This is a genomic window from Duganella sp. GW821-FHT01E12 (genome assembly GCF_059422325.1).
On the sequence record NZ_JBWKWR010000002.1, the window covers coordinates 440,564 to 467,054 of the forward strand.

Here is a 26,491-nt window from a genome sequence, read left to right on the forward strand (position 1 = left end):
GGTTGGTGTCTGCCTACGTCACCCTGCGCAAGGACGGCCCCGGCACGTGGATCTCGGAAGACATCATCGCCGGCTACACCGGCCTGCACCGGCTGGGCTACGCCCACTCGGCCGAGCTGTGGCTGGACGGGCAACTGGTGGGCGGCGCCTACGGCGTATCGATCGGCCGCATGTTCTACGGCGAATCGATGTTCGCGCGCGTGACCGACGGCTCCAAGATCGCGCTGGCCTACCTGGTGCGCTTCCTGCGCCAGCACGGCGTGCAGATGATCGATTGCCAACAGGAGACCGGCCACCTGGCCTCGCTGGGCGCGGCACCGATTCCACGCGCGCAATTCCTGGCGCATCTGCGCAACACTATTGAATTGCCTCAGATCACCGCGTGGGAACCCATTGCACCGCTGGCTGCGGACAGTTAAGCTAAAGGTGACAAGCGCCTTCGGAAACTTGGCGCTATCATAGGCTTACACCACCGCTCTCGATAGGACGCGCATGACGCACCTGAACGATCTGCCTTTCGCGACGCTGCAGTTTTACACGACGGCGCCCTACCCCTGCAGCTACCTCGACGCGCGCCAGGCGCGCTCGCAGGTGGCCACGCCCTCGCACCTGATCAACGCCGACGTGTATTCCGAGCTGGTCAAGAACGGCTTCCGCCGCAGCGGCATCTTCACCTACCGCCCGTATTGCGACGGCTGCCAGGCCTGCATCCCGGTGCGGGTGGTGGCCGACCTGTTCGCGCCCAGCCGCGGCCAGCGGCGCGCGTGGATCAAGCACGGCAACCTGGTCGCCGGCGTCGCCACGCTGTCGTTCTCGGACGAGCATTACGAGCTCTACCTGCGCTACCAGAGCAAGCGCCACGCCGGCGGCGGCATGGACCAGGACAGCCGCGACCAGTACGCGCAGTTCCTGCTGCAAAGCCGGGTCAACACGCGCCTGGTGGAGTTCCGCGAACCGGGCGGCACGCTGCGCATGGTCAGCATCATCGACGTGCTGTCGGACGGCCTGTCGTCGGTCTACACCTTCTTCGATCCGGACGTCGAGGGCGCCTCCTACGGCACCTTCAACGTGCTGTGGCAGATCGCCCAGGCGCGCGAACTGAAGCTGCCCTACGTCTACCTGGGCTACTGGATCAAGGAAAGCCCGAAGATGTCCTACAAAACCAACTTCAAGCCGCTGGAGGCGCGCATCCGCGGCACGTGGAGCGTGCTGGACGCCTGATAAAATACGGGGAACATCAACCAGAGCTCCCCATGTCCGAAAAATTCCTGTACTCGCTGGCCCGTCCGCTGCTGTTCTCCATGGACGCCGAAGCCGCCCACCATTTCACCCTTCCCGCACTCAAGCGCGCCGCCGCCCTGGGCCTGACCAAGCTGGTCAAGCAGCCCAAGGCCGATCCGCGCACCGTGATGGGCATCACGTTCAAAAACCCGGTCGGCCTGGCCGCCGGCCTGGACAAGGACGGCGCCTACATCGACGCGCTGGCCGACCTGGGCTTCGGCTCGATCGAGGTAGGCACCGTCACGCCGCGCGCCCAGCCGGGCAACCCCAAGCCACGCATGTTCCGCCTGCCGGAGGCGCACGCCATCATCAACCGCATGGGCTTTAACAACGGCGGCGTCGATGCCTTCGTCGCCAATGTGCAGTCGTCGCGCTTCTACCAGGACAAGGCCGGCGTGCTGGGCCTGAACATCGGCAAGAACGCCGACACGCCGATCGAGCGCGCCACCGACGACTACCTGCACTGCCTGGAAAAAGTCTATCCCTACGCCAGCTATGTGACGGTCAACATCTCGTCGCCGAACACCAAGAACCTGCGCCAGCTGCAGGGCGGCTCGGAACTGGACGGCCTGCTGGGCACGCTGAAGGACGCGCAACTGCGCCTGGCCGACCAGCACAAGCGCTACGTGCCGCTGGCCCTGAAGATCGCGCCGGACATGGACGGCGACCAGGTCAAGAACATCGCCGACGCACTGCTGCGCCACAAGATCGATGGCGTGATCGCCACCAACACCACGCTCAGCCGCGACGCCGTCGCCGGCATGCTGCACGGCGCCGAAGCGGGCGGGCTGTCGGGCGCGCCGGTGTTCGAGCTGTCCAACACGGTGATCCGCCTGCTCAAGGCCGAGCTGGGCGACGCCGTGCCCATCATCGGCGTGGGCGGCATCCTGCGCGGCGCGGACGCCAAGGTCAAGATGGCATGCGGCGCGCAGCTGGTCCAGCTGTACAGCGGCCTGATCTACGCGGGCCCGGCGCTGGTGCGCGATTGCGCGGACGCCCTGCGCGGCAACTAAGGAACAACCAAGGAGACGGCATGCAGCAGACTCAACTCGGAACGAGCGACCTCAGCGTCAGCAAGATCTGCCTGGGCACGATGACCTTCGGCGAGCAGAACACCGAAGCCGACGCGCACAGCCAGCTGGACTACGCGCTCGAGCGCGGCATCAACTTCATCGACACCGCCGAGATGTATCCGGTGATGCCGCGCGCGGAAACGCAGGGCATGACCGAGCGCCACATCGGCAGCTGGCTGAAGAAAAGCGGCGCGCGCGGCAAGGTGGTGCTGGCCACCAAGGCGGCCGGGCCCAGCCCGCACATCAGCTGGGTGCGCGGCGGCCAGCAGAACTTCGACGCCGCCAACCTGCGCGCGGCGGTCGAGACCAGCCTGCAGCGGCTGCAAACCGACCATATCGATTTATACCAATTGCACTGGCCCAGCCGCAACGTGCCGGTGTTCGGCTCGAACGCCTTCAATCCCAAGCTGGAGCGTCCCTGCGTGGCGGTCGAGGAAACCCTGGCCGCGCTGGGCGAGCTGATCAAGGAAGGCAAGATCGGCGCGATCGGCGTGTCCAACGAATCGTGCTGGGGCGTGAACGAGTTCATCAAGCAGTCCGAGATGGGCGGCCTGCCGCGCATCGCCACCATCCAGAACTTGTACAACCTGACCGCGCGCCACTTCGAGACCAGCCTGCTGGACGAGACCTGCTACCGCGAGAACGTCAGCCTGCTGGCCTACAGCCCGCTGGCCTTCGGCCAGCTGACCGCCAAATACCACGACGACCCGAAAGCCAAGGGCCGGCTGACGCTGTTCCCGCCGACGTGGAGCCCGCGCTACCTGCGTCCGGCGGTGCAGTCGGCGGTGGCGCAGTACGCGGCGCTGGCGCGCGCCCACGGCCTCACGCCGACCCAGCTGGCGCTGGCGTGGTGCTACTCGCGCTGGTTCGTGGCCTCGACCATCATCGGCGCCACCAACCTGGCGCAGCTGAAGGAAAACATCGACGCCTACAGCGTGCAACTGCCGCCCGAAGTGCTGGCGCAGGTGGACGCCATCCACGCCGCCATCCCCAATCCCGGCCAATAACCCCCTGGGGTCAAGTCTGACATTCGGACACGAGCTCTGCCGTAGCGGCCGCTACGGCAGAGCTCGTGTCCGAATGTCAGACTTGACCCCACCCAAAAACAACAGTCCTCCTGCACGTTCAGCAAATCTTGCATATCATTAGACGTAACCATTCGTGGGCAGCAACTTTGCGCACTGGTAAGCTTTCCTCATCATCAACGTAGAAAGACCGTCTCATGAGCACACGCCGCATCGTCCCTCCCCTCGCCCGCCCGCTGCTGCTCAGCAGCCTGATCGCCACCGTCGTCGTTCCCGCCTTCGCCCAGCAAGCCGTCGCCGACGGCGAATTGCAGTCCGTGGTCGTCACCGGCACCTACGCCAAGAACCGCCGCACCATCGACTCCGAATCGCCGGTCGACGTGATCGGCGCGCGCGAGCTGCAGGCCAGCGGCTCGACCGAACTGGCCACCGTGCTGGGCCGCCTGCTGCCGTCGATGAACTTCCCGCGCCCGTCCGGCGCCGACGCCAGCGACGCGGTGCGCCCGGCCCAGCTGCGCGGCCTGTCGCCCGACCAGACGCTGGTGCTGGTCAACGGCAAGCGCCGCCACACCTCGGCGGTGGTCAACGTCAACGGCACCCAGGGCCGCGGCTCGGCGCCGGTGGACCTGAACGCGATCCCGCTGGCCGCCATCGACCACATCGAGGTGCTGCGCGACGGCGCGGCGGCCCAGTACGGCTCGGACGCGATCGCCGGCGTGATCAACATCATCCTGAAAAAAGGCGCGGCCGGCGGCGAGGCCGAAGTGGGCTGGGGCGAGTACCAGAAGCGCGACGGCAAGGCGCTCACCGTGCGCGGCTCCACCGGCTTCAACCTGGGCGACCAGGGCTGGGTGCGCGTGGCGCTGGAGGCGTCCGACCGCGATCCGACCAACCGCGCCGGCCCCGACCTGCGCAATCCGGCCGAGCCGCGCTACGGCAAGGTCAACCAGCGCTTCGGCGATCCCGAGACCCGTCCGCGCACCGTGTTCGTCAACAGCCAGTACCGCGTCAACGACGATATCGACTGGTACGCCTTCGCCAACTACGGCCAGCGCAACACCTCGGCCGCCGCCACCTGGCGCACCGCGCTGGTCGGCACGGCGCAGCGCACGCCGCTGTACCCGGAAGGCTTCCTGCCGCTGGAGAACAGCGAGTCGACCGACGCCTCGCTGGTCACCGGCCTGCGCGGCGAGGCGGGCGGATGGCGCTGGGACGCCAGCCTGAACTACGGCAGCAACGAGTTCCAGTTGGACCTGGACCACACCGTCAACCAGACGCTGGGCGCGGCCAGCCCGACGCACTTCTACGCGGGCAAGCTGAAGAACACGCAGCAGCTGTTCAACTTCGACATCGCCAAGGAGTATCCGGTGGCGGCCTTCAGCGGCCCGTTGACGGTGGCGCTGGGCGTCGAGGCGCGGCACGAGAAATATGAGATCGGCGCCGGCGACGAGGCGTCCTACATCGGCAGCGGCGCGCAGGGCTTCTCCGGCTTCCGCCCGATCAACGCCGGCAGCAACAGCCGCCACAACGAATCGGTCTACGCCAATCTGGAGGCGGAAATCACCAAGCAATTCTCCGCCTCGGGCGCGCTGCGCCACGAGCGTTACAGCGATTTCGGCAGCACCACCTCGGCCAAGGGCTCAGCCCGCTACGCGTTCACGCCGGACTTCTCGCTGCGCGGCACTGCCTCGTCCGGCTTCCGCGCGCCGTCGCTGGCGCAGCAGTTCTACACCATCACCACCACCAACTTCTCGGTGGTGAACGGCGTGAACACGCCGATCGAAACCGGCACCTTCGCGGTCGGCAGCGCCGCCGCGTCCGCCTTGGGCGCGACCCCGCTGAAGGCCGAAAAAGCCCGCAACTACAGCCTCGGCCTGCAGTTCGCGCCGACCCGCAACTGGAACACCACGGTCGACGCCTACCGCATCGACATCGACGACCGTATCGCGCTGTCGGCCAACATGACGCTGTCGCCGACGCTGCAGGCGACGCTGGCCAAGCAGGGCATCCTGGTCGGCGCCGGCCGCTACTTCACCAACGCCATCGACACCCGCACCACCGGCGTCGACGTGGTCAGCACCTACCGCTGGGAGACCTCGGCGGCGGGCCGCTACGACTTCACCGCGGCCTACAACCACAACAAGAACTCGCTGGAGCACGTCAACGCCAACCCGGCCATCCTGACCGCCAACGGCCTGACGCTGATCGACCGCCAGACCATCAACCGCCTCACGGTCGGCTCGCCCAAGGACAAGTTCAGCCTGGCCACCGACTGGTCGCTGGGCGCCTGGGGCGCGCGCGGCGTGGTCACGCGCTACGGCAGCTTCACCGTGCCGCAGAATAACGCGGCGCTGGACCAGGTCTACGATCCGCAATGGGTGCTGGACCTGTCCGGCAGCGTCAAGCTGAACAAGAACTGGCGCCTGAGCGCGGGCATCGACAACGTGACCAACCGTTATCCGGACCAGGTCACGTCGGCGGGCAACCTCAACAACAACGGCATCAATCCGTACAGCGGCTTCGCGCCCAACGGCTTCAACGGCCGCTACTACTACGCCAAGGCCGGCTACAGCTGGTAAGCGCGGCTAGGCGGCCGTCAACTGCGGCGCGCGCACACGCGGCGCCGCCGGCTGCCCCGCCAGCTTGAACACGCTAACCGCCTGCGCCAGCAAGTCCGCCTGGTCGCGCATGCTTTGCGCGGCTGCGGCGGCCTCCTCCACCAACGCCGCGTTCTGCTGCGTCACATCGTCGATCGAGACGATGGCTTGATTGACCTGTTCTATCCCCGCGCTCTGCTCGCTGCTGGCGGCGCTGATCTCCGTCATGATGTCGGCCACCTGTTTGACCGCCTTGACGATGCCATCCATCGTCACGCCGGCCTGATCGACCAGCAACGATCCCGCATCCACCGTCTGCACCGAGCGTGCGATCAAATCCTTGATCTCCTTGGCGGCGCTGGCCGAACGCTGCGCCAGCGTGCGCACCTCCGAGGCCACCACCGCGAACCCGCGTCCCTGCTCGCCGGCGCGCGCCGCTTCCACCGCCGCGTTCAAGGCCAGGATGTTGGTCTGGAAGGCGATGCCGTCGATCACGCTGATGATGTCGACGATCTTGCTGGAGCTTTCCTTGATCGCGCCCATCGTGGTCACGACCTGGCCCACCACCTGCCCGCCCTTGGTGGCGAAGTCCGATGCCGCCACCACCAGCTTGGTGGCCTGGCGCGCGTTCTCGGCGTTCTGCGTCACGGTCGAGGTCAACTCCTCCATCGACGACGCCGTCTCCTCCAGGCTGGACGCCTGCTGCTCGGTGCGGCTCGACAGGTCCAGGTTGCCGCTGGCGATCTGGTTGGACGCGGTGGCGATGGTGTCCGTGCCAGAGCGCACCTGGCCCACGGTGCGGGCCAGGCTGTCGTTCATGTCGATCAGCGCGCGCAGCAGCAGGCCGGTTTCATCGGTCGTGTCGCACTCCATGCGCGTGGTGAGGTCGCCGCCGGCCACCGCCTGCGCCATGCCGACGGCGCGGTTCAGCGGCTGGGTGATGCTGCGCGTGATCCAGTACAACACCCACGACGCCAGCGCGGTCGCCATGACCGTCAGTAGTATCATCGTGTTGCGCGAACTGGCATAGGATTGCTGGGCCACGGTGCTGGCGTCCTCGACGGCGGCGTTCTGAAACTTGACCAGCTCGGTCAATACGTTCAGAAAGGCGGTCTGTTCCTTGCGCACCGTGTTCAGCAGGTAGGTGACCGCCTCTTCGCGGCGGCTGTCGTCGGCCGACATCTTGAGGAAAATGTTCTGCACCACCAGGTATTTTTCGCGCGCATCGAGCACCGCTTGCAGTTTGGCCTTGCTTCGTGGATCGTCGTCGTCGGCAATCAGGACTTTCAACTTCTCGAGGCGTTCGGCGTTCTCGCCCTTGCGCTTTTCCACCCGCTCCAGTTCCGACTTCACCACCTCGGGGTCCTTGGACAGCATGGCGTTGCGCATGGCGCGCGCAATATCGTTGAGGCCGCCGATGGTTTCATACGCAAGGATGACCTTGGGGATTTTATCGGCCGCCAGGTCCTGGGTGTTGTTATTCAACTTGCCAAGATTGCTGATGCCGATCACCGAAATGCCGACCATGAACACCATCGACACGCCCAGGCCGGCAGCCAGCCGCACCCCTATTTTCCAGTTTCCAATACGCATTTACGTGCTCCCCAGAGTAAGACCATCGGACTTAAATTCTTGGTTGCTGCAAACTAGTTTTGAGTTTGAGTATAGGATCAATCAGGCATGCCTGATGGAAAAAATTAGCAAACTGTTTGGCGGCCGCCACAGCTTGGCGGCGGCCGCCGGATCAGGACAAATCCCCGCCGTTCAAGGCCGCGTCGATGTCGGCGCGGGTCAGGTCCGGCGCGAATTCCTGGATGAAGTGGTAGGCGTAGGAACGCAGGTAGGCGCCGCGCCGCACCGCCAGCCGCGTGGTGTTCTGCGCGAACAGGTGCGACGCCTCCACCGCGCGCATGCCCTTGTCGCGCCCGTGATCGAAGGCCATCGAGGCGACGATGCCCACGCCCAGTCCCAGCGCCACATACTGCTTGATGACGTCCGAGTCCATGGCGGTCAGCACGATGTCGGGCTTGACGCCGGCGCGCTCGAAGGCCGCGTCGATGTGGCCGCGGCCGGTGAAGCCGATGTCGTAGGTGATCAGCGGGAACTCGGCCAGGTCCTCCAGCCGGATCGGCGAGCGCGCCAGCAGCGGATGGCCGTCCGGCACCACGATCAAATGGCTCCAGCGGTAGCAAGGGAAGGACACCAGGTCGGGGAATTGCGACAAGCCCTCGGTGGCGATGCCGATGTCGGTCTTGCCCGACAAGATCCACTCGGCGATGTGCTCGGGCGCGCTCTGCTGCAAGGCGATGCGCACGTCCGGGTAGGCCGCGCGGAAGCCCTGCACCACTTTCGGCAGCGCATAGCGCGCCTGCGTGTGGGTGGCCGCCACGCTCAAGGTGCCGCTCTGCTGGCCGGTGTATTCGAGGCTGGCCTGTTGCAGGTTTTCCGCCTCGATCAGCAGGCGGTCGATGATCTTCAGGATGCCCTTGCCCGGCTCGGTCATGCCGGTCAGGCGCTTGCCGTTGCGTTCGAAGATCACCACGCCCAGCTCGTCCTCCAGCTCGCGGATCTGGCGGCTGACGCCGGGCTGCGAGGTGAACAAGGCATTGGCCACTTCGGTCAGGTTGTAGCCACGGCGGGCCGCTTCGCGGATGGACCGCAGTTGTTGGAAATTCATATGGCTACTCCAGCGTCAACAAATACATGCAGGCGTTTGGGACGCACTACCAGGGTTTCGCCTTCCTTCAATTGCAGAAGGCTATATCGTTCATTCGACATCACCGCCTCGATCAGCTCGGCGGTATCGCTGCGCTCCAGGTCCAGCTGGGCCAGCGGGCCGATCGCGTGCGCGCGGCGCAGCTTGACCACGATGCCTTCCGCGCCGGGCGTGTAGCGGTCGATCTCCAGGTCGTGCGGGCGCACATAGGCCGTGCCCTTGCCCTCGGCCGACGGCTGGCCCGGCACCGCGAAGGATGCGTCGCCGCTGGCCAGCACGCCATCCTGCACGCGGCCGTGGAACATGTTCACATTGCCCAGGAAGCTGTACACAAACGGCGAGGCCGGATGGTTGTAGACCTGGTCCGGCGCGCCGATCTGCTCGACGTTCCCCTTGTTCATCAACACCACCTGGTCGGCCACCTCCAGCGCCTCCTCCTGGTCGTGGGTGACGAAGATCGACGTCACATGCAGCTCGTCGTGCAGGCGGCGCAGCCAGCGGCGCAGCTCCTTGCGCACCTTGGCGTCCAGCGCGCCGAACGGCTCGTCGAGCAACAGCACGCGCGGTTCGACCGCCAGCGCGCGCGCCAAAGCGATGCGCTGGCGCTGCCCGCCCGACAGCTGCGGCGGATAGCGGTCGGCCAGCCAGTCCAGTTGCACCAGCTCCAGCAGCTCCTTGACCTTGCGGCGGATCTGGTCTTCCGACGGCCGCTCGGCGCGCGGCTTGACGCGCAGGCCGAAGGCGACGTTCTCGAACACCGTCATGTGCTTGAACAACGCGTAGTGCTGGAACACGAAGCCGACCTGGCGCTCGCGCACATGGCGGTGCGAGGCGTCGCGGTCGTCGAGCAGCACGCGGCCCGAATCGGGATGCTCCAGGCCGGCGATGATGCGCAGCAGCGTGGTCTTGCCGCAGCCGGACGGGCCCAGTAGCGCGGTCAGCTCGCCCTGCGGAAAGTCCAGCGACACGTTGTTGAGGGCGACGAAATCGCCGAAGCGTTTATTGATGTTGATAACTTCGATGGTCATGGCATTACTCCGTTGGACGCGCGTCGTCGGCGATGGCTTCGTTCAGGCGCCAGGCGATAAAGGATTTCAGGGCCAGCGTCACCAGCGCCAGCAGGGCCAGCAGCGAGGCCACGGCAAAGGCTGCGGCAAAGTTGTATTCGTTGTAGAGGATCTCGACCTGCAAGGGCACGGTGTTGGTCTCGCCGCGGATGTGGCCGGACACCACCGACACCGCGCCGAACTCGCCCATCGCCCGCGCGTTGCACAGGATCACGCCATACAGCAGGCCCCACTTGATGTTGGGCAGCGTGACGCGGCGGAAGGTGTCCCAGCCGGACGCGCCCAGCACGATGGCGGCCTCCTCCTCCTCGCTGCCCTGCGCCTGCATCAGCGGGATCAGCTCGCGCGCGACAAACGGGAAGGTGACGAAAATGGTGGCCAGCACGATGCCCGGCACCGCGAACAGTATCTTGACGTCGTGCGCCTGCAGCCACGGGCCGAACCAGCCCTGCGCGCCGAACAGCAGCACGTAGATCAGGCCGGAGATCACCGGCGACACCGAGAACGGCAGGTCGATCAGCGTCAGCAAAATACTCTTGCCACGGAACTCGAACTTGGCGATGCACCACGAGGCCGCCACGCCGAACACCAGGTTCAGCGGCACGGCGATCACCGCCGTGATCAGCGTCAGCTTGATGGCCGAGATCGCATCGTCCTCGATGATGGCCGCCGCGCACGCCTCCCAGCCCTTGCGGAAGGCTTCGACAAACACCGCCACCAGCGGCACGAACAGGAACAGCGTCAGGAAAGTCAGCGCAATGGCGACCAGCACGATGCGCACCCACCGGGGTTCCAGCGTGTGCGGGGCCGAATTCAGCTCGCCCCGGCGCGCCGGCGTGGTGGGCGCGGTTGGAATGGCGCTCATTATTTCCCCGACTTTCCGCGAGCCCAGGCTTGCAACAGGTTGATGGTCAACAGCATGGCGAAGGACACTACCAGCATCACCACCGCGATCGCGGTGGCGCCGGCGTAGTCGTACTGCTCCAGCTTGGTGATGATGAACAGCGGCGTGATCTCCGACACCATCGGCATATTGCCGGCGATGAAGATGACCGAGCCGTACTCGCCGGTGGCGCGCGCGAAGGCCAGCGCGAAGCCGGTCATCAGCGACGGCAGGATGGTCGGGAACACCACGCGGGTGAAGGTTTGCCAGGCGTTGGCGCCCAGGCTGGCGGCGGCCTCCTCCAGTTCGCGTTCGGCGTCCTCCAGCACCGGCTGCACGGTGCGCACCACGAACGGCAGGCCGATGAAGGTCAGCGCCACCACCACGCCGACCGGCGTGAACGCCACCTTGAAGCCCAGCGTGCCTTCGAGGAAGCGGCCGAACCAGCCGTTGGCCGAATACAGCGCGGTCAGCGTGATGCCGGCCACGGCGGTGGGCAGCGCGAACGGCAGGTCGACCAGCGCGTCGATGATGCGCTTGCCGGGGAACTCGTAGCGCACCAGCACCCAGGCGACGATGCCGCCGAACACGACGTTGACGAAGGCTCCCAGCAGCGAGGCGCCAAAGGTCAGCTTGTAGGAAGCGACCACGCGCGCCGACGTCACCGCGCTCCAGAAGCCTTCCCAGCTGAGGGTGAAGGTCTTCAGGAACACGGCCGACAGCGGGATCAGGACGATCAGCGTCAGGTAGAAAATGGTGAAGCCCAGCGACAGCCGGAACCCTGGCATGACGCGGAAGGGCGCGCCCCGGGCGGCGGTCTGCGCCGAGGTGGGCGCAGCGAGAACTGCAGACATGTATGCTCCCTTATTACAAATTCTTCTATAAGGGCTGCATAATCTCATCCAGGCTTCATATTACAAACGAAGCATTTTTCATTTGGTTAGACGTTTACGCTATATGGATTTCAAGACACCAGCTTGGCCGCGACCGCGACCAGGGTGAAGGCCAGCAGGCCGCGCAGCAGGCGCTCCGGCACTGCGCGGGCGGCGTAGGAGCCGATGGTGATGCCGGGCAGCGAACCGACCAGCAAGGTCAGCAGCAAGCTCCAGTTGATCGAACCCAGCCACCAATGGCCGATGGCGGCGATGGCCGTCAGCGGCACCGCGTAAGCGATGTCGGTGCCAGCCACTTCCGCTGCGCTCAGGCGCGGATACAGCATCACCAGCAGCGTCGCGCCGATGGCGCCGGCGCCGATGGAGGAGATCGTCACCAGCGTGCCCAGCACGGCGCCCGCGATGATGGTGGCGATGGTCAGCGCCCTGCCCTGCAGCTGGCGCGATGGTTCCGCCATGATCCAGGCCAGCATCTTGCGTTTGAACATCAAGGCGACCACGGTCAGCATCACCGAACCGGCGATCATGTAGCGGATGACCAGGCCGATTTCCTGGTTGAGCGTACCGAAATGTTTGAGGGCCAGGCTGGCCACCAGGGCGGCGGGCAAGGCGCCGAGGCAGAGGCGGCGCACGATTTCCCAGTGCACCGTGCCGCGCATGCGGTGGGTGAAGGTGCCGACGCCCTTGGTCAGCGAGGCGAACGCCAGGTCGGTGCCGACCGCCACCGCAGGCGATACACCGAACAATAGCGTCAGCAGCGGCGTCATCAGCGAGCCGCCGCCCACGCCGGTCATGCCGACCAGCAGGCCGACAGCGAAACCAGATGCGACAAAGGACAAATCCATGCAAATCCCCAAGAGTAGATCGCAGAGTACCTACTCTAAGGGAATATCCAAACAACGCAATCCTTATTTGCTTATATGCATTTCCTTGCAGAAGCGAACTTACTTGTTCGGCTGCGGGGTGACGCGCAGGTACGGACGGGGTGCGGTGTAGCCCTTGGGATACTTCTGCTTCAGGACATCCGGGTCCTGCACGGTCAGCGGAATGATGACGTCGTCGCCGTCTTTCCAGTTGCCTGGAGTGGCCACGGTGTAACCATCGGTCAATTGCAAAGCGTCGATTACACGCAACACTTCGTCAAAATTACGGCCCGTGCTCATCGGGTAGGTCAGGCTCAGGCGGACTTTTTTGTTCGGGTCGATCACGAACAGCGTGCGCACGGTGGCGGTGGTCGAGGCGTTAGGGTGGATCATGTCGTACAGCGTCGACACTTTGCGATCCGCGTCGGCGATGATGGGGAATCCCACCACGGTGCCCTGGGTTTCCTCGATGTCGGAAATCCAGGCCTTGTGCGATTCCGCCGGATCGACCGACAGCGCGATGGCCTTGACGTTGCGCTTGTCGAATTCGGGTTTCAGCTTGGCAGTCAGTCCCAGCTCGGTCGTGCAGACCGGCGTGAAGTCGGCCGGGTGCGAGAACAGCACCACCCAGGAATTGCCTGCCCACTCATGGAAATGCAGTTTGCCGATGGAAGAATCCTGTTCAAAATCAGGGGCGGTGTCGCCCAGTCGTATCGTCATAATCAGCTCCAGAAGGAAAGTAAAAGCAGCGGCGTTCAAGTGACCGTGAAAGCACCATTCTGCGCCTTTTCTGCTAAAAAATACAATGTTTCCAGCCCCTCGGGCCAATCGCCCAGCCCCGACTCGGCATTGATATGGCCCAGCGGCCCGCCGTCGATGAAACGGCTGTGCCAGCGCCGCGCCCACCATGCGGCGCGCTGCGCCGTCATCCACGGATCGTTGGTGCTGCCGACCAGGATGGACGGTATCGGCAAGGCCTGCCGCGGCAGTTGGGCCTCCACCTTGAATTTGGCCGGATCGGCCGGCGCCACCAGCAGCACGCCGGCCACGCCGGCCGGATCGCGCGCCACGCTGTGGACGGTGGCCAGGCTGCCGAAACTGTGGGCGACGATCAGCACCGGGCGCCGGTCGTGGCCGGCGCGGCGGGTGTGGTCGACGCGTGCCGACCAGCGCGCCAGGTCCGGCGCATCCCAATCGTCCTGCCGCACCCGCTCGAAAGCGGGAAACAGGCGCTGCCATCGGCTTTGCCAATGCTCCGGTCCACTGTCATGCAGGCCGGGGGCAATCAGTATGCGGAACTGCGCCAGCAGGATGTCCATGATTATTTGGGCTGATAGATCTGGTCGAACAGGCCGCCGTCGGCGAAATGCACTTTCTGCGCCTTGGTCCAGTCGCCTGCCACGTCGGACAGCCTGAACAGCTTAACGCTAGGGAACTGGGCGGCGTATTTCTTCGCCTCTTTTTCCACGGCCGGACGGTAGTAATTCTTGGCGATGATTTCCTGCGCTTCGTCGGTGTACAGGAAGTTCAGATAAGCTTCGGCTACCTTGCGGGTGCCGCGCTTGTCGACCACCTTGTCGACCACCGCCACCGGCGGCTCGGCCAGGATGGAAACCGACGGCGCGACGATGTCGAACTTGCTCGGGCCCAGTTCCTTGATCGCCAGCAGCGCCTCGTTTTCCCAGGCGATCAGCACGTCGCCGATGCCGCGCTCGACAAAGGTGGTGGTGGCGCCGCGCGCGCCGGAATCCAGCACCGGCACGTTCTTGTACAGCTTGCCCAGGAAGTCCTTGGCCGAGGCCTCGCTGCCGCCGGGCTGGCGCAGCGCGTAGCCGTAGGCGGCCAGGTGGTTCCAGCGGGCGCCGCCGGAAGTCTTGGGGTTCGGGGTGATGACGGCAACGCCGGGCTTGACCAGGTCGTTCCAGTCCTTGATGCCCTTGGGATTGCCCTTGCGCACCAGGAACACGATGGTCGACGTGTAGGGCGTGCTGTTGTGCGGCAGCTTTTTCTGCCAGTCCGGCGCCAGCAGCTTGCGCTCGGCGATGGCGTCGATGTCGTAGGCCAGCGCCAGCGACACCACGTCCGCCTCCAGGCCGTCGATCACGGCGCGGCCCTGCTTGCCGGAGCCGCCGTGCGATTGCTTGATCTTGATCACATCGCCGGTCTTGGCCTTCCACTCCCTGGCAAAGGCGGTATTAACATCCTGGTACAGCTCGCGCGTCGGGTCGTAGGAGACATTCAGCAAGGTCACTTCCGCAGCCAAGGCTGGCGCGAGGGCGGTAACGGCAAGAACAGCAGCAAGTATTTTTTTGGACAGCATCTGATTCCCCTGGTAGTGAAGGTCTTCAGAGTAAGGCTGTCCTTTATAAATGAGAACTAAGCTTTTAGCAGTTCAATATACCCAAACTTTATATGAGCTCAATAAAAGCGGTTGAACAACACCACGCCCCAGGCGCCGGCCGCCAGCAGGCAGCTCAGCAGCACGGCGGCGCTGCCGAAGTCCTTGGCGTTCTTGGACAGCGGATGGCGCTCCAGCGACACCCGGTCCACCACCGCCTCGATGGAGGAATTGATCAGTTCCACGATCAGGATCAACATCAGCACACCGATCAACATCAATTTTTCAAACGCCGAGATGCGCAGCGCCAGCGCGACGATGGTGCCGACCGCGAACACGCTTACCTCCTGGCGGAACGCATGTTCGTGCCTCCAGGCCGACTTAAAGCCGTCGATCGAGTATAAAAAGGCCGAAAAGATACGTTTCAGGCCGCTCTTGCTCTTGAATTCGCTCACTGGTTCCATGAATAAGCCACAAATAGACAATGCGTCATTATGCATCAATTCCCATTTTTTTCACATTATGGTATAAAGTGACTATCGCATACTGCACCGCACCAACCACATCATGAAAATCGAAACCGTTCCAGAGCAAAAGACCACTATCCAGGTGATCGAGCGCATGGTGGCGCTACTCGATGCGCTGGCCAAATATCCCGACCCCGTGAGCCTGAAGGAATTGTCCAAGGTTTCCGGGCTACACCCTTCCACCGCCCACCGCATCCTCAACGATCTGGTGCTCACGCGCTTTGTCGACCGCATCGAGCCGGGCACCTACCGGCTCGGCATGCGCTTGCTGGAACTGGGCAATGTGGTCAAGAGCCGCCTGTCCGTGCGCGAGGCCGCGCTGGACTTCATGCGTGCACTGCACAAAAAAACCCAGCAGACCATCAACCTGTCGGTGCGCCAGGGCGACGAGATCGTCTACATCGACCGCGCCTTCTCGGAGCGCTCGGGCATGCAGGTGGTGCGCGCCATCGGCGGCCGCGGCCCGCTGCACCTGACCTCGACCGGCAAGCTGTTCCTGTCGGTGGACGAGCCGAAAGCCATCCGCGCCTACGCCACGCGCACCGGGCTGGCCGGCCACAACAAGAATTCGATCACGGATCTGGCCAAGCTCGAACGCGAGCTGAGCCTGGTGAAATCGCGCGGCTACGCGCGCGACAACGAGGAGCTGGAGCTGGGGGTGCGCTGCATGGCCGCCGGCATCCACGACGACAGCGGCAAGCTGATCGCCGGGCTGTCGATCTCGGCGCCGGCCGACCGTCTGCAGGACGAGTGGCTGGAAGACCTGGTGGCGACCGCCAACCAGATTTCCGCCACGCTCGGTTACATCCCGGTCGAATAAGTCGACGGGGCGCCGAGGCCGGCCGGTTTCAGCGCCTCCAGCCATTTGCGCATGCGGCCGGCATCGGCGGTGCGCGACTGCTTGCCCTTGGAATCGAGGAACACCATGATCACCGAGCGGCCTTCGATCACCGCCTGCATCATCAGGCAGCGCCCCGCTTCGTTGATGAAGCCGGTTTTCTGCAGGCCGATCGCCCAGTCCGGGCTGGCCACCAGGTGGTTGGTGGTGCCGAACTGCATAGGACGGCCGTTGGTTTCCACCATGGCCTTGGCGTCGGTCGAATACTGGCGCAGGATGGGCTGCTGATACGCCGCCATCGCCAGCTTGGCCAGGTCGCGCGCGCTGGCCACATTCATCTTCGACAGGCCGCTGGAATCGACATAGTGCGTGTCGACCATGCCCAGTTCGCGCGCCTTGGCGTTCATCGCCTCGACAAACGCGGGCTTGCCGCCCGGATAGTTGCGGCCCAGCGCCGAGGAGGCGCGGTTCTCCGAGCTCATCAGTGCGATGTGCAGCATGTCGGCGCGGCTCAGCTGGGTGCCGACTTTCAGGCGCGAGCTGCTGAACTTTTCGCGGTCGACGTCCTCGTCGGTGATGGTCAGGATCTCGTCCATATTCTGCTTGGCTTCGACCACGATCAGGCCGGTCATCATCTTGGTGATCGAGGCGATCGGCAGGGCGACGTTAGAATTCTTTTCAAACAGCACTTCGGAATTGGCCTGGTCCAGCACCAGCGCCACGTTGGACTTGAGGTCCAGCGGATCGTGCGTCATGTTCAGGCCGGCGAGATCGCCCATGGTCGGCACCGGCGGCGCGGCAACGATCATGCGCTGGTACACCACCTTGCGGCGGCCGTTGACCTTGATCACGCGCTTGACCACGCGCTCGCCCGGTTCGGCGGCCGCCACGCGCACCGGCCCGCGGGCCTTGACCTTCTTGATGTGGTGTTTTTTCGGAGCGGCGCCATCGGCCGCGTGGGCGACGTTAGCGGTGAGCGCCGTGGAGGCGAACATCAGCGAAATGAGCGCACTCAAAGCTAGTTTATACATTCATATCCCCGAAAAAAGCACTGCACAGAAAGCGAAAGTTCTGTTGCAGTTTAGCAAAACGCTGAACAATCGCAAGCAAATTTAACATTGAGAGCATCGATGGTTGCATCGACGCAATAGGCCACAGTACGCTTTAGACAAGCTGGTGCTAACCGACAAATTTAACAAATTCCTCAACCGCCATCCGCTCCGTGACCAGCGTGTTCTCGATTTTCGAGCGGTCGGCGTAGCCTAGCGCCATACCGCACACGACGGTTTCATTGTCCGGCAAACCCAGCTCCTTGCCTATGATTTTATGATACTGGGTAAAGGCCGCCTGCGGGCAGGTGTCGAGGCCCCGCGCCCGCGCCGCCACCATGATGTTTTGCAGGAACATGCCATAGTCCAGCCACGAGCCCTGCTCCATGATACGGTCGATGGTAAAGATCAGACCTACCGGCGCGCCAAAAAATTCATAATTGCGTCCATGTTGCGCGGCCATGCCGGCCTTGTTGTCGCGTGTCAGGCCCAGCAGCGCATACAAATCCCAGCCCACCTTGCGGCGGCGCTCGATGAAGGGCGAGACCCATTCGCGCGGGTAGTAGGCGTATTCCTCGCTGTGCTGTCTGGCTTGCTCCGGGTCATTGTGCGCGGCCAGGATGGCCGACGACAGTTGCCGCTTGCGCTCGCCGTCCAGCACGTAGACCTTCCACGGCTGGGTGTTGGTGCCGGACGGCGCCCGCGCCGCCACCTGCAAAATCTGCGCGATATCCTCGCGCGCCACGGCCTGCGGCAGGAAGGCGCGGATCGAACGGCGGCTGGTGATGGCGGCGTCCACCGCTTGCTGGTCGGGAGTTGAAATCATATGCACTCGCTTATCTGGTTTTCTTGACTACAAATATCACACCGGTGACCGCCAGCGCCATCCCCACTATGCCGAGGGCATTGAACGCCTCGCCGAACATCAGCCAGGCCATGACGGCGGTGGTCGGCGGTGTCAGGTACATCAGGCTGGTGACCTGGGTGGCGTCGCTGCGGCGTATCAGCGCGAACAACAAAAAGATGGCGCCGATCGACAAGCCCATCACCGACCACAGCAAGGCGCCGATGAAGCGCGGCGTCCACTGCACCGCAGCAAAGTCCGGCGTCCAGCCCTCAAAGAAGACGGCCAGCGGCAGCACCACGGCCAGCGAGGCGGCGAATTGGATCACGGTGCCGGTGCGCAGGTCGAACTGCGGGCAATGGCGTTTCTGATACAGGGTGCCGGCCGTGATCGACAACAGCGCCAGCAGGCACAGCAGGATGGCGTCGAGCGACAGGCCGGCCAGCCGGATCTTGGCGGCCACCACCAGCCCCACCCCGGCAAAGCCAAAGAGCAGACCCAGCCACTGTCGCGGCAGCACCCTTTCGCCGATCAACGGCGCCGCGATGGCGGTCAGGATGGGCTGCATGCCGACGATCAGCGCCGACAGCCCGGCCGGCATGCCCAGCTTGATGGCGCACCAGACGCCGATCAGGTAGCCGGCCTGCACCAGCAGCCCGGCCAGCGCGATCTGCCAGACCTTGCCCCGCGGCCAGGGCGCCTTGAGCACCAGCACGGCCGGCACCAGGAACAGCAGCACGCCCAGGAAGCGCATCACCAGGAAGGTCAGCGGCGGCGCATACGGCAGGCCGAACTTGGCGACGATGAAGCCGCTGCTCCACAACAACACGAAAAACAGCGGCAGCGGCGACAGGAAAGTGGCGTGTTTGAGGGCTGCGGCGGCGCTGGGGGTGTCGGACATGGGTCAACCGGTCAAACCGGCTTGCAAAATGAAAGGAAATCGGCGCCGGTATGCGGCGCCGACTCGACAGGATGCAAGTCTATCACGGCAGGCGTCGCGCCACCGGCCAAGCCAGGCCCGGCCGCATTTTCCCTATGGAAATGCTTTCTTCCGGCCAGAGTTGGTTCTTTGATGCAATGCACAAAAAATCGCTTGACTTAATTTCGTAAGGCCGTAAAATCGGGTTTGTTGCGTTGCACAATTTGTTGTTCGGTCTGAAACGTGGATAGTCTGTTTCGCACCGGCTGTAGAAACAGCAGTACTTATCAATGACTACTTTCCTGGAGATTTAAATGTTTTCAATCCCTGAGCAATTTTCCAATGCGACCAAAGCTAATTTTGAAGCTCAATTCGCGATTTTCTCGGCCCTGACCAACAAGGCTTTCGAAGGCGTGGAGAAGTTCGTCGACCTGAACCTGACCGCTGCCAAGGCATCGCTGGAAGAGTCGTCGATCACCACCAAGCAACTGCTGTCGGCCAAAGATCCACAAGAATTCTTCTCGCTGGCTTCGGCTCAAGCCCAGCCTAGCGCAGAAAAAACCATCGCTTACGGCCGTCACCTGGCGACCATCGCTTCGAGCACCGGCGCTGAATTCAGCAAAGCCGCTGAAACCCAGATCGCTGAAACCAACCGCAAAGTCATCTCGCTGGTGGAAGAAGTGAGCAAGAACGCTCCAGCCGGTTCGGAAAACGCCGTGGCCATCCTGAAATCGGCCATCGGCAACGCCAACGCCGGTTACGAGCAGTTCGCCAAGACCGCCAAGCAGGCTGTCGAGTCGATCGAATCGAACCTGACCTCGGCCGTGAACCAGTTCACCGCCGCTGCCGCAAAAGCTGCTCCAGCCAAGAAGTAATCAAGGAATACCGGCGCGGTAGGGCGCCGGTTCCATCAAAAAGCCCGTGTGCGCCTCAAGCCACACGGGCTTTTTTTATTCGCCGAGGTAGGCGGCTTTGACGCGCGGGTCGTCCAGCATGTCCCTGGCGTTGCCGGTCATGGTGATCTGGCCGGAATCCATGACGTAGCCGCGGTGCGCGGCCTGCAGCGCCAGCTTGGCGTTCTGCTCCACCAGCAGGATCGTGATGCCCTCCTTCGAGACGTTGCGGATCACTTCGAAAATCTTCTCGACCATGATCGGCGACAGGCCCATCGACGGCTCGTCCAGCAGCAGCAGCTTGGGATGCGACATCAGCGCGCGCGCCATCGCCAGCATCTGCTGCTCGCCGCCCGACAGCGTGCCCGCCATCTGCGCCGCCCGCTCCTTCAGGCGCGGGAACACATCGAACCACTTGGCGATGTCGGCCTCGATGCCTGCCTTGTCGTCGCGGGTGTAGGCGCCCATCATCAGGTTTTCCTGGATCGACATGCGGGTGAACACGCCGCGCCCTTCCGGCACCATGGCCAGCTTCTTTTCGACCAGATGGAAGGACTTGCTGCCCTTCAGCGATTCGCCCTGGTAAGTGACCGTGCCCTCGACCTTGCAAGGCGGCAGCGTGCCGGTGATGGCTTTCAAGGTGGTGGTCTTGCCGGCGCCGTTGGCGCCGATCAAGGCCACCAGCTCGCCCTGGTTCACTTCCAGGTCGATGCCTTTGACGGCCTTGATGCCGCCGTACGCGACTTTCAGTCCCGATACTTTAAGAACGTTGTCGCCCATTAGTGCGATCCTCCCAGGTAGGCGTCGATAACCGCCTGATTGCTTTGTATTTCGGCCGGCAGGCCTTCGGCGATCGGCTTGCCGTATTCCAGCACCATCAGCCGGTCGCACAGGCCCATCATCATCTTGACGTCGTGCTCGATCAGCAGCACGGTCTTGCCTTCGTTCTTGATCTTGACCAGCAGCTCGCGCAGCGCCAGCTTCTCGGTGGCGTTCATGCCGGCCGCCGGCTCGTCCAGCGCCAGCAGCTGCGGATCGGTGGCCAGCGCGCGGGCGATTTCCAGCCGGCGCTGGTCGCCGTACGACAGGAACTTCGAGGTGCGGCTGGCGAACTGGCCGATGCCGACGAAGTCCAGCAGCTCCTGCGCGCGCTTGCGGATCGCCGCCTCCTCCTCGCGCGCGGCCTTGTGGCGGAACACGGCGCCGAACACGCCCTGGTGCGAGCGCACGTGGCGCCCGACCATGACGTTTTCCAGCGCGGTCATCTCGCCGAACAGGCGGATGTTCTGGAAGGTGCGGGCGATGCCGGCCTTGGCCACCTCGTGCGGCGCCGATGGCGAGTACGGCTTGCCGGCCAGCTCGAAGGTGCCGGTGTCCGGCTGGTACAGGCCGGTGATGACGTTGAAGAAGGTGGTCTTGCCGGCGCCGTTCGGGCCGATCAGGCCGTATATCTGGCCCTTCATGATCTTGATGCCGACATCGGTCAGCGCCTGCAAGCCGCCGAAGCGCTTGTTGACGCCGGCGATGTGGAGAATAACTGGTTCGCTCATTTCTGTTTTCCTCAAGCCGCGATGACGCCGGACGATTGGTCTTTGGTGTCGGAGTCGCCGTCGGGACGGTCCTCATGCTTGGGCGCGGGCCACAGGCCGGCCGGGCGGACCAGCATCATCAGCACCAGGGCCAGGCCATACAGCAATTGGCGCATCACTTCTGCCTCGATATAGACGTGGCCGAACAGTTGCTGCTGCACCGGCTCGACGACGTAGCGCAAGACCTCCGGCAAGGCCGCCAGCAACACACCGCCCAGGACCACGCCGGGGATGTGGCCGATACCGCCCAGCACCACCATCGCCAGCACGGCGATCGATTCGGTCAGCGAGAACGATTCCGGAGAGACGAAGCCCTGGAACGAGGCGAACATCGCGCCGGCGATGCCGCCAAACGAGGCGCCCATCGAGAACGCCAGCAGCTTGACGTTGCGGGTGTTGATGCCCATCGCCTTGGCGGCGATCTCGTCCTCGCGGATCGCGACCCAGGCACGGCCCAGGCGCGAGTGCTGCAGGCGGGCGGTGACGAACACGATCGCCACGCACAGCAACAGGAACAGGAAGTAATAGGCGTTCACGGACGGCATGGAAAAGCCGCCGATCACCACATTGGCGCGCGAGCCCGCCTCGCCCGCCAGGTTGACGCCGAACACGCGGATCGGATCGATCATATTGATCCCCTGCGGCCCGTTGGTGAAGTTGATCGGCTCGTTCAGGTTGTTCATGAAGATGCGGATGATCTCGCCAAAGCCCAGCGTCACGATGGCCAGGTAGTCGCCGCGCAGCTTGAGCGTCGGCGCACCGAGGATGGCGCCGAACAGGCCGGCCAGCGCGGCCGCCAGCGGCACGATCAGCCAGACCGACAGGTGGATGCCGTTCTGCTGGATATCCGGTCCCATGATGGCGACCAGCGTATTGCCGACTGCAGGGTATTCATTGATCATCGATTCCAGCAGGGTCGCGAACTGCGGCGAGGCCAGCAGGCCGGTCATGTAAGCGCCCACCGCATAGAAGGCGATGTAGCCCAGGTCCAGCAGGCCGGCGAAGCCGACCACGATGTTCAAGCCCAGCGCCAGCATGATATACAGCAGCGCGATATCGACAATGCGTACCCAGGAGTTGCCGAACGGCGCGGCCAGGAACGGGAAGATCAGCAAGCCGATCAGCAGGACCGCCAAGCTGCCGTAGGTCTTGCGCGGATTGCGGGTAAGGTCGAAATTCAAGATAGCCATGATTATCCTTTCTTATGCGCGATCCGCAACGCGCTCGCCCATGATGCCGGACGGACGCACCGTCAGCACCAGGATCAGCACCACGAAGGCAAAGATGTCCTGGTAGTGGCTGCCGAGGAAGCCCCCGGTCAGTTCGCCGATATAGCCGGCGCCCAGGCTTTCGACGATGCCCAGCACGATACCGCCTATCATCGCGCCGTAGATATTGCCGATGCCGCCCAGCACTGCGGCCGAGAACGCCTTCAGGCCGGGCACAAAGCCCATGGAGAACGAAATCGACGCATAGTTGGCGCCCCACATCACGCCGGCCAAGGCCGCCAGCGCGGCGCCCAGCGCGAAAGTGGCGACGATGACCTTGTTCGAGTCGACGCCCATCAGGCCGGCGACGCGCGGGTTCTCGGCCGTGGCGCGCATGGCGCGGCCCATCTTGGTTTTTTCGACCAGCAAGACCAGACCGGCCATCGACAGCACCGCCAGCGCCAGTAACAACACCTGGGTCTGCGAAATCAGTGCGCCGCCAACCGTGATCGGTTCCGACGACAGCAACTGCGGGAATGGCAGCGGGTTGCGGTCCCAGATCATCATGGCGAAGGTTTGCAGCAGGATCGAAACACCGATGGCGGTGATCAGCGGCGCCAGGCGCGGCGCATTGCGCAGGCGGCGGTAGGCCACCCGTTCGATCAGGACGTTGACCGCCATGCAGACCGGGATGGCGCCGCCGATGGCGATCCCCAGCTTGACGTAGCCGGGCAGGTCCGGCGCGTATTCGTTGAGATATTTGAGGATGGTCAGGCCGGTCATGGCGCCGATCATCAGCACGTCGCCGTGCGCGAAGTTAATCAGGTTCAGCACACCGTACACCATGGTGTAGCCCAGCGCGACCAGGGCGTACATGCTGCCTAGCACCAGTCCGTTAATAATTTGTTGGATAAAAGTATCCATGAAGAGTGCCTTTACTTTTTAGTTATGCCTGCACAACCGATTCAGGTAACAAAAACGGCACCCGGAGGAAGTCTCCGTAGTGCCGCCGTTGACTACGCGTTCACGTTGCAAAAATCGTGCCTGAACCGATATCGTCTCCTGCGTACCGCCCTCTCATTTATAAGCCGAAACGACAACTTTTTAAGAGCGAGGCAATGATAACGAGATTTTCGAAAAACTAACTGCGGAATAACGGAAAAACACGGAATTTAATTCTGTATCATCCAGGAATTCGTTAAACCGCACCCTCCGCCGGTATGGCTTTTTGTCCATCCAGGCCCTTGGGTAGCGGAAAAGTAACAGCTTCCTGTACGCCGTCGAGCGTGCGCACGCTGCGCGCGCCCAATTCTTTCAGGCGATCGATGACCGCTTGCACCAACACCTCGGGCGCCGATGCACCAGCGGTGACACCCACACGCAGCTTGCCTTCCAGCCAGAGCGGATCGATCTGCGTGGCGTTGTCCACCATGTAGGCCGGCGTGCCCTTCTTTTCCGCCACTTCGCGCAGGCGGTTGGAATTGGAACTGTTCGGACTGCCGACCACGATCACCAGCTCCACCTGCGGCGCCATGAACTTCACGGCTTCCTGGCGGTTGGTGGTGGCGTAGCAGATGTCCCCCTTCTTCGGCTCGATAATCGCAGGATACTTGCGCTTCAACGCTTCGATGATGTCGGCGGTGTCGTCCACCGACAAGGTGGTCTGCGAGACATACGCCAGCTGCTCGGGCTTGGTGACGTTCAGCTTGTCCACGTCGGCCACGGTTTCGACCAGGTACATGCCCTCCTCGGTCTGGCCCATCGTGCCCTCGACTTCCGGGTGGCCGTCGTGGCCGATCATGATGATCTCGCAGCCCTGTTTGCGCATCTTGGCCACTTCCACGTGGACCTTGGTGACCAGCGGACAGGTCGCGTCGAAGATGCTGAGCCCGCGCGATTCCGCTTCCGCCCGCACTGCCTTGGACACGCCGTGCGCCGAGAACACCAGCGTGTTGCCGGCCGGGACGTCGTCCAGGTCCTCGATGAAGATGGCGCCCTTGTTGCGCAAATCTTCCACCACATAGGCGTTGTGGACGATCTCGTGGCGCACATAGATGGGCGCGCCGAACTGGACCAGCGCGCGCTCGACGATTTCGATGGCGCGGTCGACGCCGGCGCAAAAGCCGCGCGGCTGGGCCAACAGGATTTCTTTATCGCTCATGACTTCCTCACAGCACGGAAATGAGTTGGACTTCGAATTTCAGCGGCTGGCCGGCCAGCGGGTGGTTGAAGTCGAACAGGCAGGTTTCATCGCCCAGCTCGCGCAGGATGCCGGCGAAGCGGCCGCCGCCCGGCGCGGCGAAGTCGACCAGGTCGCCCACCTTGTAGTCGGCGCCCGGCATCGAGTTCTCGTCCAGCGTGGCGCGGGTGACTTCGCGCACCAGTTCCGGATTACGCGGGCCGAAGCCGACGCCCGGCTCCAGGTCGAAGGTCTTGTGCGTGCCTTCGGGCAGGCCGATCAACAGCTCTTCCAGCACCGGCGCCAGCTGGCCCTGGCCCAGCATCAGCGTGGCGGGATTGCCGCTGAAGGTTGTAACGATATCAGTACCGTCCAGCGAGGCGAGACGGTAATGCAGAGTTAAGTAAGCCGATTTGGTGACGACAGCAGGTTGCGCGTTAGACATGACGTGGGATTCGGTGAGCTGGCAAAGGCTCTATTGTAAGCCACCTTGCCGCCAGCGCCCTCCAAGTGCGCAAAGGATTGACTGAAAACGTTTTCATAGGCATATTTGAAACGATTTCTGGCCATTGAAAGGAAGACCATGGAAATACAGCCCCGTCAGCGGGTGGCCGCTATTGATATGCTGCGCGGACTGGCCGTGATCGGCATGATACTGGTCGCCTACGCCGGCGACTGGGACCACCGTTTCCGCGTGCTGACCCATGCGGACTGGCGAGGCTTCGCGCTGGCCGACATGATCTTCCCCAGCTTCCTGTTTTGCGTGGGCGCGGCCATGCCCTACTCGCTGCTCAAACGCGCCGGCGACAAGTCCGCCGCCGAATTGCTGGCCTACCTGGCGCGGCGCTCGGCCGCGCTATTCCTGCTGGGGCTGGCGCTGAACCTGCTGCCCTCCTTTGACTTCGCGCACGTGCGCCTCATGGGCATCCTGCAACGCATCGGCATCTGCTACCTGGCCGCGGGCGCGCTGGTCCTGGCGCTGGGGCGGCGCACGGCGGACGGCTTCCTGCTGCCGCTGCGCTCCGTGCTGCTGGCCGCGGCGGCCGTGGCGGCGGCCTACGGCGCCCTGCTGCTGGCCTGGAATGCGCCCGACTGCGGCCGCGCCTGCTTTGATTCGGTCCACTCGCTGCCGGCAATGATCGACCGTGCCGTGCTCGGCGTCGACCACCTGTGGCCCTACGGCTTGACCGGCGGCCAGGTCACGTACGAGCCCGAGGGCCTGCTGTCGACCGTCGGCGCGCTGGTCAACGTGCTGGCCGGCCTGGCGGCGGGACTGGTGCTGCGCCGTGGCGGCGATGCCTGGCGCCAACTGGCGCTGGCCGCCGTGGCGCTGCTGGTGGCCGGCTTCGCGCTGGACCCCTTGCTTCCCGTGGTCAAGAAGATCTGGACGCCGAGCTTCGCCCTGCTGTCCTCCGGCTTTTCGCTGCTGGCGCTGGTGCTGCTGCGGCGCACGACGGCCGGCGCCAGCGTCATCCTGGCTTTCGGCGCCAACGCCACGCTGGCCTTTGTGGCCATCAGCCTGCTCGACTGCGTACTGCAACTGCCGCTGAACGCCGGGCAATCGTGGCATGACAGTCTGGCGCACGGCTTGGGCGGACTGATCGCCGACGCCCGCATCGCCTCCGTCGCCTACTCCGCCGGACTGGTGGTGCTACTGGGCACGCTGCTGCTGGCGCTCTACCGAAAGAAGCTTTTCCTGCGCCTTTGAG

At 63.9% G+C, this 26,491-nt stretch carries 26 protein-coding genes and 1 pseudogene (1 of these 27 only partly in view); 8 read left to right on the forward strand and 19 right to left on the reverse strand.

Annotation, left to right across the window (positions count from 1 at the left end; all coding sequences use genetic code 11):
* From AC07WS_RS07245 to AC07WS_RS07265, 5 genes and pseudogenes are all read left to right on the forward strand, one after another.
* A pseudogene (locus tag AC07WS_RS07245) lies at positions 1 to 419 on the forward strand (leucyl/phenylalanyl-tRNA--protein transferase); it begins 384 nt to the left of the window's first position.
* A gap of 73 nt (positions 420 to 492) precedes the next feature.
* The gene (locus AC07WS_RS07250; RefSeq protein ID WP_494728388.1) at positions 493 to 1,221 is read left to right on the forward strand and encodes an arginyltransferase; all 729 of its coding nucleotides are present in this window, start codon (positions 493 to 495) and stop codon (positions 1,219 to 1,221) included.
* A gap of 32 nt (positions 1,222 to 1,253) precedes the next feature.
* Positions 1,254 to 2,294, forward strand: a complete 1,041-nt coding sequence (locus AC07WS_RS07255; protein ID WP_494728389.1) for a quinone-dependent dihydroorotate dehydrogenase — start codon at positions 1,254 to 1,256, stop codon at positions 2,292 to 2,294.
* A 20-nt stretch (positions 2,295 to 2,314) separates the two neighbouring features.
* A complete protein-coding gene (locus AC07WS_RS07260) occupies positions 2,315 to 3,361 on the forward strand; it encodes an aldo/keto reductase (RefSeq protein WP_494728390.1) in 1,047 nt (348 codons plus the stop codon).
* Between the two features lie 215 nt (positions 3,362 to 3,576).
* Positions 3,577 to 5,958: a TonB-dependent receptor plug domain-containing protein gene (locus AC07WS_RS07265; RefSeq protein ID WP_494728391.1), complete on the forward strand. Its 2,382-nt coding sequence runs from the start codon at positions 3,577 to 3,579 to the stop codon at positions 5,956 to 5,958.
* A 6-nt stretch (positions 5,959 to 5,964) separates the two neighbouring features.
* Here the strand turns inward: AC07WS_RS07265 and AC07WS_RS07270 are convergent, their stop codons facing one another.
* From AC07WS_RS07270 to AC07WS_RS07315, 10 genes are all read right to left on the reverse strand, one after another.
* Positions 5,965 to 7,569, reverse strand: a complete 1,605-nt coding sequence (locus tag AC07WS_RS07270; protein WP_494728392.1) for a methyl-accepting chemotaxis protein — start codon at positions 7,567 to 7,569, stop codon at positions 5,965 to 5,967.
* A 151-nt stretch (positions 7,570 to 7,720) separates the two neighbouring features.
* A complete protein-coding gene (locus tag AC07WS_RS07275) occupies positions 7,721 to 8,653 on the reverse strand; it encodes a CysB family HTH-type transcriptional regulator (protein ID WP_494728393.1) in 933 nt (310 codons plus the stop codon).
* Positions 8,650 to 9,720, reverse strand: a complete 1,071-nt coding sequence (locus AC07WS_RS07280) for a sulfate/molybdate ABC transporter ATP-binding protein (RefSeq protein ID WP_494728394.1) — start codon at positions 9,718 to 9,720, stop codon at positions 8,650 to 8,652. Before AC07WS_RS07280 ends, AC07WS_RS07275 begins: the two co-directional genes overlap by 4 nt.
* A 4-nt stretch (positions 9,721 to 9,724) precedes the next feature.
* Positions 9,725 to 10,624, reverse strand: coding sequence for a sulfate ABC transporter permease subunit CysW (gene cysW / locus AC07WS_RS07285; RefSeq protein ID WP_494728395.1), 900 nt, complete (start codon positions 10,622 to 10,624; stop codon positions 9,725 to 9,727).
* Positions 10,624 to 11,496 carry a sulfate ABC transporter permease subunit CysT gene (gene cysT / locus AC07WS_RS07290; protein WP_494728396.1) on the reverse strand — a complete coding sequence of 291 codons (873 nt, stop codon included), beginning with the start codon at positions 11,494 to 11,496 and terminating at the stop codon, positions 10,624 to 10,626. The genes cysW and cysT overlap by 1 nt, the downstream gene beginning before the upstream one ends.
* Before the next feature lie 110 nt (positions 11,497 to 11,606).
* Positions 11,607 to 12,380 (reverse strand): sulfite exporter TauE/SafE family protein, encoded by a 774-nt coding sequence (locus tag AC07WS_RS07295; RefSeq protein WP_494728397.1) that lies wholly within the window; start codon positions 12,378 to 12,380, stop codon positions 11,607 to 11,609.
* 99 nt (positions 12,381 to 12,479) lie between these two features.
* On the reverse strand, positions 12,480 to 13,118 hold the full coding sequence (locus AC07WS_RS07300; protein ID WP_494728398.1) for a peroxiredoxin: 639 nt from the start codon (positions 13,116 to 13,118) through the stop codon (positions 12,480 to 12,482).
* Positions 13,119 to 13,153: 35 nt separating this feature from the next.
* The gene (locus AC07WS_RS07305) at positions 13,154 to 13,717 is read right to left on the reverse strand and encodes an RBBP9/YdeN family alpha/beta hydrolase (RefSeq protein WP_494728399.1); all 564 of its coding nucleotides are present in this window, start codon (positions 13,715 to 13,717) and stop codon (positions 13,154 to 13,156) included.
* A gap of 2 nt (positions 13,718 to 13,719) precedes the next feature.
* Positions 13,720 to 14,718, reverse strand: a complete 999-nt coding sequence (locus AC07WS_RS07310) for a sulfate ABC transporter substrate-binding protein (RefSeq protein ID WP_494728400.1) — start codon at positions 14,716 to 14,718, stop codon at positions 13,720 to 13,722.
* Positions 14,719 to 14,816: 98 nt separating this feature from the next.
* A complete protein-coding gene (locus AC07WS_RS07315) occupies positions 14,817 to 15,200 on the reverse strand; it encodes a diacylglycerol kinase (RefSeq protein WP_494728401.1) in 384 nt (127 codons plus the stop codon).
* A 103-nt stretch (positions 15,201 to 15,303) separates the two neighbouring features.
* Here AC07WS_RS07315 and AC07WS_RS07320 point away from each other — a divergent pair, with 103 nt between their 5' ends.
* The gene (locus AC07WS_RS07320) at positions 15,304 to 16,083 is read left to right on the forward strand and encodes an IclR family transcriptional regulator (RefSeq protein WP_494728402.1); all 780 of its coding nucleotides are present in this window, start codon (positions 15,304 to 15,306) and stop codon (positions 16,081 to 16,083) included.
* On the opposite strand, the gene pbpG is transcribed toward AC07WS_RS07320, so the two are convergent.
* The 3 genes from pbpG to AC07WS_RS07335 form a co-directional block, all read right to left on the reverse strand.
* Complete coding sequence (gene pbpG / locus AC07WS_RS07325) at positions 16,065 to 17,132, reverse strand: D-alanyl-D-alanine endopeptidase (protein ID WP_494728403.1); 1,068 nt, start codon at positions 17,130 to 17,132, stop codon at positions 16,065 to 16,067. The genes AC07WS_RS07320 and pbpG overlap by 19 nt on opposite strands.
* A 148-nt stretch (positions 17,133 to 17,280) precedes the next feature.
* On the reverse strand, positions 17,281 to 17,976 hold the full coding sequence (locus tag AC07WS_RS07330) for a nitroreductase (protein WP_494728404.1): 696 nt from the start codon (positions 17,974 to 17,976) through the stop codon (positions 17,281 to 17,283).
* A gap of 10 nt (positions 17,977 to 17,986) precedes the next feature.
* Positions 17,987 to 18,895: a DMT family transporter gene (locus AC07WS_RS07335; protein WP_494728405.1), complete on the reverse strand. Its 909-nt coding sequence runs from the start codon at positions 18,893 to 18,895 to the stop codon at positions 17,987 to 17,989.
* A 332-nt stretch (positions 18,896 to 19,227) separates the two neighbouring features.
* Between AC07WS_RS07335 and AC07WS_RS07340 the strand changes: the two genes are divergently transcribed.
* Positions 19,228 to 19,788 (forward strand): phasin family protein, encoded by a 561-nt coding sequence (locus tag AC07WS_RS07340; protein WP_116990480.1) that lies wholly within the window; start codon positions 19,228 to 19,230, stop codon positions 19,786 to 19,788.
* A gap of 75 nt (positions 19,789 to 19,863) precedes the next feature.
* Here AC07WS_RS07340 and AC07WS_RS07345 read toward each other — a convergent pair whose 3' ends face one another.
* The 6 genes from AC07WS_RS07345 to AC07WS_RS07370 all read right to left on the reverse strand — a co-directional run bounded on the left by AC07WS_RS07345 (position 19,864) and on the right by AC07WS_RS07370 (position 25,227).
* On the reverse strand, positions 19,864 to 20,586 hold the full coding sequence (locus AC07WS_RS07345; protein ID WP_494728406.1) for an ABC transporter ATP-binding protein: 723 nt from the start codon (positions 20,584 to 20,586) through the stop codon (positions 19,864 to 19,866).
* On the reverse strand, positions 20,586 to 21,356 hold the full coding sequence (locus AC07WS_RS07350) for an ABC transporter ATP-binding protein (protein ID WP_494728407.1): 771 nt from the start codon (positions 21,354 to 21,356) through the stop codon (positions 20,586 to 20,588). The genes AC07WS_RS07345 and AC07WS_RS07350 overlap by 1 nt, the downstream gene beginning before the upstream one ends.
* 11 nt (positions 21,357 to 21,367) lie before the next feature.
* Positions 21,368 to 22,585: an ABC transporter permease subunit gene (locus AC07WS_RS07355; protein WP_494728408.1), complete on the reverse strand. Its 1,218-nt coding sequence runs from the start codon at positions 22,583 to 22,585 to the stop codon at positions 21,368 to 21,370.
* A 12-nt stretch (positions 22,586 to 22,597) separates the two neighbouring features.
* On the reverse strand, positions 22,598 to 23,527 hold the full coding sequence (locus AC07WS_RS07360) for a branched-chain amino acid ABC transporter permease (protein WP_494728409.1): 930 nt from the start codon (positions 23,525 to 23,527) through the stop codon (positions 22,598 to 22,600).
* Between the two features lie 274 nt (positions 23,528 to 23,801).
* Positions 23,802 to 24,764, reverse strand: coding sequence for a 4-hydroxy-3-methylbut-2-enyl diphosphate reductase (ispH, locus tag AC07WS_RS07365; RefSeq protein WP_494728410.1), 963 nt, complete (start codon positions 24,762 to 24,764; stop codon positions 23,802 to 23,804).
* Between the two features lie 7 nt (positions 24,765 to 24,771).
* Positions 24,772 to 25,227, reverse strand: coding sequence for an FKBP-type peptidyl-prolyl cis-trans isomerase (locus AC07WS_RS07370; protein ID WP_494728411.1), 456 nt, complete (start codon positions 25,225 to 25,227; stop codon positions 24,772 to 24,774).
* 138 nt (positions 25,228 to 25,365) lie between these two features.
* Between AC07WS_RS07370 and AC07WS_RS07375 the strand changes: the two genes are divergently transcribed.
* Positions 25,366 to 26,490 (forward strand): acyltransferase family protein, encoded by a 1,125-nt coding sequence (locus tag AC07WS_RS07375; RefSeq protein WP_494728412.1) that lies wholly within the window; start codon positions 25,366 to 25,368, stop codon positions 26,488 to 26,490.
* The last annotated feature ends 1 nt before the right edge of the window (position 26,491 follow it).